General features: G+C 43.4%; 10 protein-coding genes. 3 read left to right on the top strand and 7 right to left on the bottom strand.

Going from position 1 to position 13304, the window contains the following annotated elements; translation table 11 throughout:
- Nucleotides 1-29: 29 nt before the first annotated feature.
- The 3 genes from ACUNWA_RS03930 to ruvX all read right to left on the bottom strand — a co-directional run bounded on the left by ACUNWA_RS03930 (nt 30) and on the right by ruvX (nt 3114).
- Entirely contained in the window at nt 30-2015 is a 1986-nt protein-coding gene (locus ACUNWA_RS03930) for a ComEC/Rec2 family competence protein (RefSeq protein ID WP_445590576.1), read from the bottom strand.
- A 116-nt stretch (nt 2016-2131) separates the two neighbouring features.
- Nucleotides 2132-2695, bottom strand: a complete 564-nt coding sequence (def, locus tag ACUNWA_RS03925; protein ID WP_445590575.1) for a peptide deformylase — start codon at nt 2693-2695, stop codon at nt 2132-2134.
- Nucleotides 2692-3114 carry a Holliday junction resolvase RuvX gene (ruvX, locus tag ACUNWA_RS03920; protein WP_445590574.1) on the bottom strand — a complete coding sequence of 141 codons (423 nt, stop codon included), beginning with the start codon at nt 3112-3114 and terminating at the stop codon, nt 2692-2694. The genes def and ruvX overlap by 4 nt, the downstream gene beginning before the upstream one ends.
- A 204-nt stretch (nt 3115-3318) precedes the next feature.
- Between ruvX and ACUNWA_RS03915 the strand changes: the two genes are divergently transcribed.
- Nucleotides 3319-4002 (top strand): hypothetical protein, encoded by a 684-nt coding sequence (locus ACUNWA_RS03915; protein WP_445590573.1) that lies wholly within the window; start codon nt 3319-3321, stop codon nt 4000-4002.
- Nucleotides 4003-4098: 96 nt separating this feature from the next.
- Here the strand turns inward: ACUNWA_RS03915 and ACUNWA_RS03910 are convergent, their stop codons facing one another.
- Together ACUNWA_RS03910 and ACUNWA_RS03905 are read right to left on the bottom strand one after the other, a co-directional pair.
- Complete coding sequence (locus ACUNWA_RS03910; protein WP_445590572.1) at nt 4099-4632, bottom strand: isochorismatase family protein; 534 nt, start codon at nt 4630-4632, stop codon at nt 4099-4101.
- A 13-nt stretch (nt 4633-4645) separates the two neighbouring features.
- Entirely contained in the window at nt 4646-6073 is a 1428-nt protein-coding gene (locus ACUNWA_RS03905) for a nicotinate phosphoribosyltransferase (RefSeq protein ID WP_445590571.1), read from the bottom strand.
- A gap of 348 nt (nt 6074-6421) precedes the next feature.
- Here ACUNWA_RS03905 and ACUNWA_RS03900 point away from each other — a divergent pair, with 348 nt between their 5' ends.
- Entirely contained in the window at nt 6422-6850 is a 429-nt protein-coding gene (locus tag ACUNWA_RS03900; protein WP_445590570.1) for an OsmC family protein, read from the top strand.
- A gap of 121 nt (nt 6851-6971) precedes the next feature.
- Here the strand turns inward: ACUNWA_RS03900 and ppdK are convergent, their stop codons facing one another.
- Nucleotides 6972-9683, bottom strand: a complete 2712-nt coding sequence (ppdK, locus tag ACUNWA_RS03895; RefSeq protein WP_445590569.1) for a pyruvate, phosphate dikinase — start codon at nt 9681-9683, stop codon at nt 6972-6974.
- A 555-nt stretch (nt 9684-10238) separates the two neighbouring features.
- Here ppdK and clpB point away from each other — a divergent pair.
- Complete coding sequence (clpB, locus tag ACUNWA_RS03890) at nt 10239-12827, top strand: ATP-dependent chaperone ClpB (RefSeq protein WP_445590568.1); 2589 nt, start codon at nt 10239-10241, stop codon at nt 12825-12827.
- A gap of 35 nt (nt 12828-12862) precedes the next feature.
- On the opposite strand, the gene ACUNWA_RS03885 is transcribed toward clpB, so the two are convergent.
- Entirely contained in the window at nt 12863-13219 is a 357-nt protein-coding gene (locus ACUNWA_RS03885; RefSeq protein ID WP_445590567.1) for a hypothetical protein, read from the bottom strand.
- Nucleotides 13220-13304 lie beyond the last annotated feature (85 nt).

The following is a 13304-nucleotide window of genomic DNA, read 5'->3' as shown; positions in this document are numbered from 1 at the left end:
TCAAAGTTATTATCGTATAGTCAATCATCTCACTTGAGGTCAGCTATTATTGCTTGTTGTACCTTTAAGCTTGCTAGGTTTGAAATTTCTCTTTTTTTCAGAACAGAGTCGATTTTTGTTTCTAGAATGGGGTTAATAGTGTTTGATTTCACTTTGTGTTCATCAAGCATCTTTAGTTTACTTTTTGCTCGATTTGCGATACGCTTGTTATGGTGAAAAGTTTGATTCAGGAAAACAATTAGCGATTGATTAATGATTAAATCTTCGCTCGTGTAATGGTCGCATGAATCCAAGTGGATGACGATTGGAGCTTCCAATTTCAATGCGTGGGTGAGGGGTTGGAAGCTTTGTGTGTTGGGTGTTTCTTTAGACGTGGAAAGCAAGTAGTTTTTTCTTCCATTGATGAGGTGAATCTGCTCGTTGTGGGCATAGATGATGCACTTGCGCTGGTTGAATAGTTGTAAATTTTGGGCGAAGCCGGATAAGAGGAAACAGCCAAAGAGTGCAATTGCTGCGAAGAAAAATCCTTTTCGCTTGAGCTTGATGAAGAAGAGTAGGGAGCTTCCCATCGCTAGCAGAAAGACCAGTTGCGGAGCGGATAAGCTGATATCTTCAATTAAAGAATACGGGAGCTCTTCGGTTTGACGAAGCAAAAAAGTGGTGGTGAAAGTGACTGCTGCTACTAAGCTCGCAAGAATGCCTGCGATCCAGCTGAATGCGGAAAACAGAAAGAAGAGCACGGTTCCGCCTAAAATGAGGTAGGCTGCCGGGATTACAAGAAAGTTGCTGAGCCAGAAATACATCGGAAACTGATGAAAATAATAGACAGACAGGGCGAATGTTCCGATCTGAGCCGATAGCGAGACACAGAAAAGTTGCCATAGCCTTTGGAGAAATTTGTGGCGTGGCTGAAAAATTGCTTCTAAGCGGGGAAAGAAAAATACGATGCTGGTAACTGCCGCATACGATAGCTGGAACCCGACTTCAAAAAGAATGTTTGGATTGAATAGCAGTAAGATAAAGGCTGAGGCGGCAATCGAGTTGTAAATGGCTGCCGGACGTTTTAAACTATTCCCAATCAGAATGAAAGTAAACATGACTGTAGCGCGCTGCACCGATGGCGAAAAACCGGTTAATAAGGCATAAAACCAAAGTAAGAGTCCGATGGTTAGGACAAAGAAGAGCCGACCCAATCCCGACCGTTTTAAAAATCCGAAAAGGCTGGTGAGGAAAAGATAAATCATGCCAACGTGCAGGCCCGAAACGGCTAGTACGTGCATTGCTCCGGTGGATGCAAAATAGGAGCGGGTTTCTGGTGACAGTTCCTTGCGATAGCCCAAGGTCAGGGCTGAAATGACTTGCAGAGATTCGTCATTTTTGATGTAGCGCCGAAGTTGATTTATTAGAGATGAACGGAGTCTTTCGGCCTGCAAGAGTAGTGATTGGCTTCTGCTGTTTTGAATTAGATTGAAGTTGTTGGTGGAGATATACGTACTGTAATAAATCTGACGGTTAGCCATAAATTTTTGATAGTCGAATCCGTAAGGGGTTCCCTGATTTTGGATTCGTTGTAGCCGGCATCTCGCTGCTATTTGATTGCCCGGCTGCAGTTGACTCACCGAATCCTTCTTTTCAAAATATGCCAACACGGTTTGGTCATAATACGCGGCGGAGTCGGCCCACTGAATTTTAATTTGTGCTTGATAAGAGTTGGGTTTCTCTGTGGGGAATTCAAGAATTGTTGCAACGACGTGTTGGTAGTGGTTTTGCTCGAGAGGCTTGGGATGCGGAACCGTGTAAAAAGCGATTGTCACAAAGCTTAAGGCCAGAAATGAAGAGAAGTAAAGGTCAAAAGGGTAGGTTTTCGTTTTTAGCTTGAGTAGAAACAAAATGGCGGAAACAAAAAGCAAGCCAAGCAAAACGATTCCGAACTGCGGGAAATAATTGCCAATCAGCAAGCCGATTAGCCAAAAACTTAAAATCCGGGTGAAGGGGTTGTTGGTGAAAAAAGTCACAGCCTATTATTTTCTGACTTTTTACGGTAGGCTGTTTATTCTGGTTTGCAAATTGATGATTTATTTCATGAACGATACCAAAAGAGGGGTAAAAACCCCTCTCTCAGACTATGAGTTTACTTCTTGCCCGGCAAAACAATGCGGTACGAAGTCTTTACTTTTCCTTTTGAAATAGCCGTTAATTTCCCTTTCAGCAAACGTTTTTTCAAAGGGGTAAGGTAGTCAATCAGCATTACACCATCCAAGTGATCGTATTCGTGTTGAATAACCCGGGCTGCAAAACCACCATATTCTTCGATGTGTTCTTCCCTATTTTCGTCCAGGTATTTTATTTTTACATGCTCGGGACGACTAATATCCTCTCGGATTTCAGGTAAGCTTAAGCAGCCTTCATTCATTACCCACGTGTCACCTGTTCGTTCCAGAATTTCGGGATTGATAAAGGCTTTCTTGAAACCTTCCAATTCCGGTTCATCCTCGTCAGCAGCCGAGCTGGCGTCAACGACAAAAATTCGCAGCGATTTGCCAATCTGCGGAGCGGCCAAGCCAACACCATCTGAATGATACATGGTTGCAAACATATTGTCAACCAGATCTTTCAATCCTTCGAAATTAGAATCAATTGGTTCGGCTACTTTTCGTAAAAGTGGATCGCCGTACACTGTTACCGGGTAAATCATGATCTGTATTTTTGTTGTTCCATATATGATTGAAGGATGATTGTTGCACTTACGGCATCAATAGTTCCTTTGTCCTGTCTGTCTTTCTTTTTCACCCCTGCATCAATCATGGTTTGAAAAGCCATTTTTGAGGTAAACCGTTCGTCAACTTGTTCAATGGGCATATCCGGATAAAGCTTCTGAAATCGCTTTAAAAATGGATTGATATACAGAACGGCTTCGGAGGGTTCATTGTTCATCTGAAGAGGATAACCGATAATGACTTTTTCAACGTCCTCTTGTTGAAAATAAGTCTTCAGAAAATCAAAAAGCAGATGACTCCGAACCGTGGTTAGCTTTGTGGCAATAATTTGCAGTGGATCTGTAACTGCCAGTCCAACTCGTTTTTTACCATAATCTATTGCCAGAATTCTTCCCATTGGTGTCAAATTTTGTGCAAAATTAATATTCTCTTGTCAGAAAAAAAGCAGAAGCAGAAAAAACATCGAAATGCAGGCCGCATATAGGCGGCTGTGCGTTAGTGAGATGCAGCTTTGGCATACACTTTGTGTAAATCAGTCAACTGATTACCGGTAAATACAGGCACCAGCATAATCAATGTTAAACTTTAAAACCTGGAAGCCATGAGAACACGAAATAGGAGACTGATTGCACTGATGATTACACTTGCAGCAGTCATGACAGGAGTTAACGCAGAGGCACAGCGCCGCGAAACAGGTAACGAGAGAAATGACTCCCGTAAGGAAGTTCGCCAGCTAAAGAAGAGTAAGCATTCCAACGAGCAACGGGCTTATCGCAGTAATGAAGGGAGTCGGCAGTTGAAAAGTACTGCCCGTGAGTCTCGAAAAGCAGACAGGAATCAAAAGTTTAATCGTGATCATTCCTCCCGTAAGTATGAGCATAAGCATGGTAATTCAAGCTGGAAATCGGCCAATAAAAAATCACATCATCAGAAACAAAAATACTGGGCAAAGCAACATAAGTATAGTAATAAACACGCTTATCGGCATCCGAAATACGGCAATGTGTACCGACGATTTTATGCCGATCCAGTTCGGGTTCATCACAACCATCGTGGTGATTATTACTTTTATGGAGGTCATTACTATCGTCACCATCGCGGAGTAGGCTATGTTCGGGTTGAAATTCCAAGACATCTTGTTTTTGGCCATTTACCCTTCCAATGTGAGGTGGTTCGGGTAGGATCTTCTGTATATTACCGTTATGGCGATTTGTTTTTCGAATCGTATAATCGCGGCTACCGCATAGTGCCATCCATTGATATTCAACTTACGGCTCATTTTTAAGCACAATAAACTCAATCAATTTGGAAGCCATTCGTCAACTCGACGGGTGGCTTTTTTCTGCTGGTTTGCTGAAAGGAACGAACCCGCTTTTTCGATTTAGGCATAATGAACGATTATTGCTCCGGCATCCTGCATTTCTTCCCAGGCTTTTTCTTCGTCACCTGGTTGTGCTTTAACGGCCGCAACGGCTTCTTTTACCACATAGGTTTGATAGCCTGCATTTAAGGCGTCCAGGACGGTGTTTTTTACACAGTACTCCGTTGTTAGCCCACAAACGTAGAGTTGGTCTACTTGGTTTTCATTGAGGATATTGGTGAGTTGAATGTTGGTGGCTTCAAAGGCTGAGTAGCCATCATCGCTGTTGCGCGTGCCTTTTAAGAGTACGGTTTTGATTTTATGTTGATTTAACTCCTCCGGGAAAGCCGCTCCAGCAGAATTGGCGAGGCAGTGTATGGGCCATTTCTGAAAATGAATAGAATTGTTGGGATGCCAATCTTTGGAGGCAATTACCAGTTCAAACTGATCAATAAGTGCATTGACAACAGGGATGATGCTGTTGCCGTCAGGGGCAGGCAGCGCTCCACCGGGTAAAAAATCATTTTGCAGGTCAACGAGTAGTAATGCTTTCATGGTGACTTGGTTTCTATGAGTTGAATGGATCCTTTTTTAGGTATTGCTTGGCCAATTTGTTGCGGGTAGCAAGTAATTCTTCGCTGATTCCTACCTTATAAACGTGTGGGTTTAAAAAACGTTTATGCTCTTCGGGGAGTTGTAGTAATCGCGATTTAGTGTAGGTGGCACTTTCGACTGGTGTTTGCGGCTGAAGAGTGGTTTTCCCATGGTTCATCACCTGATGGATTAAAGCTTCTTTTTTACATGCAGCAATACTTTTATGTTTCCCGATTTCGGTGGGATGATAGATTTGGTCGTATGCTGTTTCATGAGCAAGTGAGATACCATCGGCACAAAATAGATTGTCCTGATCGATGAACCGGTGAATGCTTTTAACTCCAGGGAGCGTCATCTTTGCCAGGTTTTCCGATACTTTGATGGAGGGTTTATTGTCGCAGAGCGAAAGTTTATACACGCCATCCAGTGCGGCATCCGGTTTTGCGGTGGCGAGCGAAGTGCCAATGCCAAAAACATCAATAGGAGCTCCTTGTGCCAGCAAGCTTTGAATGATGTTTTCATCCAGTTGATTCGATGCTACAATTTTTACGTTCTGCAAGCCGGCTTCATCGAGCATGTAGCGCGCTTTTTTGCTGAGGTAGGTCAGGTCGCCACTGTCGAGCCGGATGCCTGCTAGCTGATATCCTTTTTCGCAGAGTTCACGCGCTACTCTAATGGCATTCGGTATGCCGCTTTTCAAGGTGTCATAGGTGTCAACCAGCAAGATGCATTCGTCCGGGAAAAAGCGAGCATAGGTTTGGAAAGCCTCCAGTTCGTCATCAAAACTTTGAATCCAGGAGTGAGCCATGGTTCCGCTGCTTTCTATATTGAAATGATACGCGCTGTAAACATTCGATGTTTTGTCAAAACCCCCGCTGATGGCTGCCTTGCTGGCATGAATTCCTCCTAGCCCTTGGGCTCGTCGGAGACCAAACTCCAGAAGCACGCGGTCGCCGGCAGCCAAGCGAATCCGGCTTGCTTTAGTGGCAATCAGCGACTCGAAATTCAGAATATTTAAAAGCAAGGTTTCTACCAGTTGGGTTTCAATAATGCTTCCTTCTACCCGCAAAACAGGTTCATTAGGGAAAATCAATTCTCCTTCTTTTACCGAGTAGATGTTTCCTTGGAAAGAAAATTGACTCAGGTATTGAAGGAACTCTTCATCAAAGCCAATGGTTTTTAAGTAAGCGATTTCATCCGGTGGAAAACGGAAATTTTCAATCATCTGCAACACGGTCGACAAGCCGGAAAAAACAACAAGGCTTCCTCCGAAAGGTGCTTTTCTGAAGAAGTAATCAAAACTTGCCTGCTTCTCATGGCGCTTGCTTAAAAAATAGCCCTGAGCCATGGTTAGTTCGTAATGATCGGTATAGAGTCCGGTGGTGGAAGGAAATGAATACATAAAGCAACGGATTTTGGTTCACGAATCGGTTATGCAAAAACGTTGCAAATTACGCATAAAACAGCTTATATGCCAGATGAACGTAAATGATCCGTGCAAAATAGAATAGGAAGCAGGATTCGAGTGCTTGTATTGATCTGTGGATTTTTCACCTCAACAGGTAGAGCTTTTCATACATTATGAGTAAATGTGGCTTGGTGTGAAGTTCTTTTTTTGATGAGCGCTTAGTCCCTGTTTTTCGGTGTGTTTGGGATGCTTGGTGAGTCAGATGTATTGGGTTTTTAATTATTCGGCATCGTGTTTGAATCTTGTTGGAGGAGTAATTAAAAACATTTAAAATATACAGTAATGAAAATTAATAAAGCACATGCCTTTTGGAAAGGGAATTTGAAAGAAGGTAACGGTCGGATGCAGTTTGAAAACAGCGATACGGAATTTCCATTTAGTTTTAAATCCAGGTTTGAAGATGGCGTGGGAGCCAATCCTGAAATGCTGATTGGTTCGGCACATGCTGGTTGTTTTTCCATGGCTTTTTCTAATATTCTGGCTGGTGAAGGATACAAGCCCATAGAGGTAAAAACGGTGGCCAGTATTAAATTGGATATGGTGGATGGCGGCTTTAAAATTACCGAAAGTCACCTGGATGTTGTTGCTGAAGTTCCAGATATTGACGCGAATGTTTTTCAGGAATTGGCGACTAAGGCCAAAGAAAACTGTCCGGTATCGCAGGCATTGTCAGCGATTCGTATTACAATGGATGCCAAATTGAAACAATAGAAAGCTCATGAGGCACGGGAACGGAGTATGTTTCCGGTTCCATTATTTTCATAACAGACTTTTGCAAAAAAGCCGTTTCAGAATTTCTGAAACGGCTTTTGATTTATGGTCAAATCGTTGACTAATTGCTGTGTTTGATATTGGCTAAAGCTGCGGCAACACGTGCTATTGGCACCCGGTAAGGTGAGCAACTTACATAGTCTAAATTAACACTATCGCAGAATTCTACTGAGCTTGGTTCTCCGCCATGCTCACCGCAAATACCTACTTTTAGATGAGGTTTAGCCGAACGGCCCTTGTCTACACCCATTTGAACTAATTGCCCTACACCATTTTGGTCAAGTACCTGGAATGGGTCTTGCTTTAAAATACCATTATCCAGGTAGATTGGGAGAAATTTTCCGGCATCATCGCGGGAGTACCCCAATGTCATTTGAGTCAGGTCGTTGGTTCCGAAGGAGAAGAAGTCTGCTTCGGCGGCAATATGGTCAGCAGTTAAAGCAGCACGCGGAATTTCAATCATTGTGCCCACCAAGTAATCAATCCGATCGCCTTTTTCTTCGAACACTTTTTCGGCAGTTGAACGGATAATATCGGCTTGGTTTTTAAACTCAGCAACTGTTCCAACCAGTGGTACCATGATTTCGGGGCGAGGATCAACTCCTTTGGCTTTCAGGTTTAAGGCTGCCTCAATAATGGCGCGGGCCTGCATAGCCGTAATCTCCGGATAGGTGATTCCTAAACGGCAACCACGGTGTCCCAGCATCGGATTAAATTCTTCCAGGTCTGAAATCTTTGACCTAACAGCTTCAATTGAAATGCCCATTTCCTTCGCCAGTTCTTTTTGTGTGGCTTGCTGGTGAGGTACAAATTCGTGTAATGGCGGGTCAAGTAAACGTACCGTTACGCCATAACCTGCCATTGCTTCAAAAATTCCCTCGAAATCTTCACGCTGATACGGCAGTAGTTTGGCCAATGCTTTTTCGCGTCCCTCTATTGTCGATGACAGAATCATTTCGCGCATGGCTTTGATTCGTGCTCCTTCGAAGAACATGTGCTCCGTTCGGCAAAGACCAATTCCCTGAGCACCGAAGTTGCGGGCTACTTTGGCATCGTTTGGCGTGTCAGCATTGGTGCGAACGGTCATTCGGGCAAATTTATCCGATAAGTCCATCACCTTACCAAAATCTCCACCTAAATCCGGATTCATGGTTTTTACTTTTCCTTTGTAAACCTGTCCTGTTGTTCCGTTTAGTGAAATCCAGTCGCCTTCGTTGAATTCTTTTCCATCGATAGTCATTACCCGGGTCTTGTAGTTGATTTTGACGGCTCCAGCTCCCGAAACACAACATTTTCCCATGCCACGGGCTACAACCGCTGCATGAGAAGTCATACCGCCACGAGCGGTTAAAATTCCACGAGCAAGGTTCATACCTTCCAAATCTTCGGGCGATGTTTCAATGCGAACAAGAATGGTATTTTCGTATTGGGATGCCTCATCAGCAAAGAAGACCACCTGACCAGTTGCCGCTCCGGGAGAGGCGGGCAGACCTTTAGCCAAAACCTGGACACTTTCAAGAGCGGTGGTGTCAAATACCGGGTGAAGCAGCTCATCCAATTTATTTGGCTCGATGCGCAACAGAGCGGCTTTTTCATCAATCATACCTTGTTCCAGCATGTCGACAGCAATTTTCACCATGGCAGCTCCGGTACGTTTCCCGTTTCGGGTCTGCAATAGCCATAGTTTACCATCCTGAATCGTAAATTCAAGATCCTGCATGTCTTTGTAGTGGTTTTCAAGTTTTTCCTGAATGTCCATCAATTCATTGTACAGGTGAGGCATGGTTTCTTCGAGCGACGGAAACTCTTTTTTTCGCACTTCTTCGCTAACTTCAGCCAGCTCAGCCCATCGCTTACTTCCCTCAAGGGTAATCTGCTGGGGTGTGCGTGTTCCGGCAACCACATCTTCGCCTTGGGCGTTGATTAGGTATTCACCATTGAAAATGTCTTCGCCGGTAGCAGCATCACGGGTAAAAGCGACACCTGTTGCCGAAGTTTCACCCATGTTTCCATAAACCATGGCCTGAACATTAACGGCTGTTCCCCATTCTGCCGGGATGTTATTTATTTTACGGTAGTAAATAGCCCGTTCGTTCATCCAGCTATCGAATACGGCTGAAACAGCTCCCCAGAGTTGTTCCCACGGATCATCGGGGAAACTTTTCCCAGTTACTTTAAGAACGGCCTCTTTGAAGCGGATGACCAGAAGTTTCAGGTCGGCTGTGGAAAACTGGGTATCCAGCTCAATGCCTTTTTCTTCTTTCAGGTCCTCCATGATGGCCTCAAACGGATCTATATCTTCTTTACTTTCAGGTTTCATTCCTAAGACTACATCGCCATACATCTGTACAAAACGACGATAAGAATCCCAGGCAAAACGTTCGTTGCCCGATTTTTTTGCAATTCCCTGCACGGCTAAGTCGTTTAGCCCGAGGTTTAGTACGGTATCCATCATCCCGGGCATGGAAACCCGGGCTCCGGAGCGAACCGAAACCAGACAGGGATTGTCTTTGTCTCCGAATTTGGTGTTGGTGAGTTCTTCAATAAGAGCGACAGCATCTTCAACTTCTTTTTTGATAGTTGAAACTGCTGCATTATGGCCCTGCTGCGTATAAATGGTACAAACTTCTGTCGTAATTGTAAAGCCAGGAGGAACAGGTACTCCAATAAGATTCATCTCTGCCAGGTTTGCTCCTTTTCCTCCAAGGAGGTTCTTCATGCCGGCTTTACCTTCGGCTTTACCGTTTCCAAACGTATAAACATACTTTGTCATAAAGCGTTTTTTGTGGGTTAGTTAAAAATGTAAAATTCAATTCGTATTTATTTCTTTAAGTCTAATCATACAAAAATGGTAAAATGTATTCTTAATTTCCAATCAGAGGGAGTGTTCTACAGCCACTTTTAGCTCTTTGGGCAACTTTGTCAGTCTTAATATTCGGGGGTGAATGTAAATATATGAAAAACAGAATAAATGTTACTTCGTTTCTGTTCTAAATAAGGAATTCGTTGAATCTGAATTCTTAACATTTCTTAACGTTGGTTGAAGGTTCTTAACTATAAATCACCCTACATTTGTAATATCAGTTTTAGCAAAAAGACAAGTAATTTTTTTCATAGAGATAGGTTTGGTTAAGTTAGAAAAAGGATGGTCCCAGCCATCCTTTTTTTTTGCCTAAAACTGTCAAAAATACTTACTTTAACATTTCTTTTCCGCAATTTCTACCTGTCTGGAGCTTCAGTCAAGACAAAATGTCTCTTTCAGCCGTATTCTTCAAGCTTGGTTAGTTTCTTGTTCGTAGCCTTGCAGTTATGAAAAAAGGAGGAACCTATGAATTTTAATAATTTCACAATCAAATCGCAGGAGGCATTGCAACATGCTTTTGAGGTTGCTCAGGCCAATCATCAGCAAGCCGTTGAAAATGGACACGTGATGAAAGGATTGTTGCATGCTGCCGAAAATGTAACTGGTTTTTTGCTGAAAAAATTAGGGGTGAATACCGGAATTTTTCAGCAGGCGCTGGGCAAAATCGTTGAATCGTACCCAAAAGTGAGTGGCGGAGAGCAATACCTGTCGGCCAATACGAATAAAGCCTTACAGAAGTCCATTGATATTTCGCGAAAAATGGGAGATGAGTTTGTCTCTGTTGAGCATATTTTGATGGCTCTGCTGGAGACTGGCGACACTGTTTCATCGCTGATGAAAGATAGCGGTGTTGGCCGGAAAGAGTTGAATGCTGCTGTTGCTGAACTGCGAAAAGGAGCGAAGGTTGAAAGTCAAACAGCGGAAGATCAATTCAATTCGTTGAACCGATTTGCAGTCAATTTGAATGAAAAGGCCCGAGGTGGAAAATTGGACCCGGTGATTGGTCGGGATGATGAAATCCGTCGGATTTTGCAGATTTTAACTCGAAGAACAAAGAATAATCCGGTGTTGATTGGAGAACCCGGAACCGGAAAAACAGCGATTGCCGAAGGTTTGGCTCATCGTATTGTGCGCGGTGATGTGCCTGAAAACCTGAAGTCGAAACAGTTGTTTTCCCTGGATATGGGAGCTTTGATTGCCGGCGCCAAATACAAAGGGGAGTTTGAGGAGCGTCTGAAAGCCGTGGTTAATGAAGTGGTCAAATCGGATGGGGAAATTATTCTGTTTATCGATGAGATTCACACGCTGGTTGGAGCAGGCAAAAGCGATGGTGCAATGGATGCTGCTAATATTTTAAAGCCGGCATTGGCCAGGGGAGAACTGCGAGCTATTGGCGCAACGACTTTAAACGAATATCAAAAATATTTCGAGAAAGATAAAGCGCTGGAACGAAGGTTTCAGATTGTCATGGTAAATGAACCGGACACGCTGAGTGCCATTTCTATTCTTCGTGGATTGAAGGAACGTTATGAGGGGCACCATAAAGTTCGTATTAAAGATAATGCCATTATTGCGGCTGTTGAACTGTCGCAGCGCTATATTTCTGATCGTTTCTTGCCTGATAAAGCCATTGACTTGATGGATGAGGCTGCTGCCAAGCTGCGTCTGGAAATGGATTCGGTGCCGGAAGAACTGGATGAAATTGAACGCCGGATTAAACAGTTAGAGATTGAGCGTGAGGCGATAAAACGTGAGAAAGATGAAAGTAAATTGGCCTCGTTGAATGAAGAGATTGCCAATTTGAAAGAAGAGCAATCGCGTTATCGGGCTCAGTGGGAAATGGAGAAATCGTTGATCAACCAGATTCAGCAAAATAAAACGAATATCGAAAATTTCAAGTTTGAAGCAGAGCAGGCTGAGCGTGCAGGCGATTATGGCAAAGTGGCCGAAATTCGGTATGGTAAAATTAAAGAGGCCGAAGAAGCCATTGTGCATTTAAAGGAAGAGTTGCACAAGATTCAGGGCGAATCGCTAATAAAAGAGGAAGTCGATACTGAAGATATTGCAGATGTTGTGGCTCGTTGGACTGGCATTCCGGTTTCCAAAATGCTGCAAAGTGAACGAGAAAAGCTACTGCATCTGGAAGAAGAGTTGCATAAACGTGTGGTCGGTCAGCAAGAGGCGATTCATGCGGTGGCCGATGCCGTGCGTCGCAGTCGTGCTGGTTTGCAGGATGAAAAACGTCCGATAGGCTCTTTTATTTTCCTGGGAACAACTGGTGTGGGGAAAACTGAGCTGGCTAAAGCACTGGCCGAATATTTGTTCGACAATGAAAACATGATCACTCGCATTGATATGTCGGAGTACCAAGAGAAATTTTCGGTTACCCGGCTTATTGGCTCGCCTCCGGGCTATGTGGGCTACGACGAAGGTGGGCAATTGAGCGAAGCCGTGCGCCGGAAACCCTACTCGGTAGTTTTGTTTGACGAAATTGAAAAAGCTCATCCCGATGTGTTTAACGTCTTGCTGCAAGTGCTTGATGATGGGCGCTTGACGGATAACAAAGGACGGACGGTGAACTTCAAGAATACGATCATCATCATGACCTCTAACCTGGGATCACAGATTATTCAGGAAGGTTTTGAGCGGATGAACGAACAGAATAAAGGCGAGGTTTACGAACAAACTCGAGAGGCTATTTTTAGCCTGCTGCGAAAAACCATTCGACCTGAATTTTTGAATCGGATTGATGAAACAATCATGTTTACACCATTGTCGCGCGAGGATGTGAAAAAAATTGTGAGAATTCAATTCAATCGTATTGTGAAACGCTTGAGTAATCAGGATGTAAAGGTTGAAATATCAGACGAGGCTGTGGCTTGGTTGGCTGCGATAGGTTATGATCCGCAATATGGAGCTCGACCGGTGAATCGTTTGTTGCAAAAATATGTTTTGAATGAACTTTCGAAACGGATTTTAGCTGGTGATGTTCAGCTTGATCAAACCATTCATATTGTTCTGGAAGAAGATGAATTGAAGTTCACGGGCATTTAAAAAGAAGAGGGCATTTTACCAAATGCCCCTTTCTTTTAGGATAGTTTATCCATAATCTCTTGAAGTTCCTGTTCGGCATGCCGAATTACTAGGTCAAATTCACTTAAATAATCCGGATAGGATTCAATATTTTCCAGTTTTTGGGTTTTGAGTTGTAGATCCTTCAACTTCCTTCCCAGATCTTCCATCCCAAAAGTCATAACCGATGATTTAGCTTTGTGCGCTAGCTCTCCAAGTTCTTTATATCTTTTGTGATTTAAATGCTCGTGCAATCCAATTTTAAACTCGGGTAGTTGGTCAAAAAACAGGGTGATGAATTCTTTTAGAATGTCATCTTGGCCTCCTGTTATCTCTTTTAAATAGTCTAAGTTCGTATATCTTTTTTCAGACATAGTTCTGTGCATGAGTTAAGGATGCAATAATAGGTAAAATTAGCATATTATGCCAACCGATTTTATTGGAGGTAATTTCTTATGC

This window comes from Sunxiuqinia sp. sy24, assembly GCF_052677165.1.
This window is presented reverse-complemented; position numbering and strand designations above follow the sequence as displayed.

Excerpts from the sequence above, each read along its gene's own strand:
- def (WP_445590575.1), bottom strand. The coding sequence starts at position 2,695 with ATGATTTACCCGGTAACAGTGTACGGCGATCCACTTTTACGAAAAGTA.
- ruvX (WP_445590574.1), bottom strand. The coding sequence starts at position 3,114 with ATGGGAAGAATTCTGGCAATAGATTATGGTAAAAAACGAGTTGGACTG.
- ACUNWA_RS03915 (WP_445590573.1), top strand. The coding sequence starts at position 3,319 with ATGAGAACACGAAATAGGAGACTGATTGCACTGATGATTACACTTGCA.
- ACUNWA_RS03910 (WP_445590572.1), bottom strand. The coding sequence starts at position 4,632 with ATGAAAGCATTACTACTCGTTGACCTGCAAAATGATTTTTTACCCGGT.
- ACUNWA_RS03905 (WP_445590571.1), bottom strand. The coding sequence starts at position 6,073 with ATGTATTCATTTCCTTCCACCACCGGACTCTATACCGATCATTACGAA.
- ACUNWA_RS03900 (WP_445590570.1), top strand. The coding sequence starts at position 6,422 with ATGAAAATTAATAAAGCACATGCCTTTTGGAAAGGGAATTTGAAAGAA.
- ppdK (WP_445590569.1), bottom strand. The coding sequence starts at position 9,683 with ATGACAAAGTATGTTTATACGTTTGGAAACGGTAAAGCCGAAGGTAAA.
- clpB (WP_445590568.1), top strand. The coding sequence starts at position 10,239 with ATGAATTTTAATAATTTCACAATCAAATCGCAGGAGGCATTGCAACAT.
- ACUNWA_RS03885 (WP_445590567.1), bottom strand. The coding sequence starts at position 13,219 with ATGTCTGAAAAAAGATATACGAACTTAGACTATTTAAAAGAGATAACA.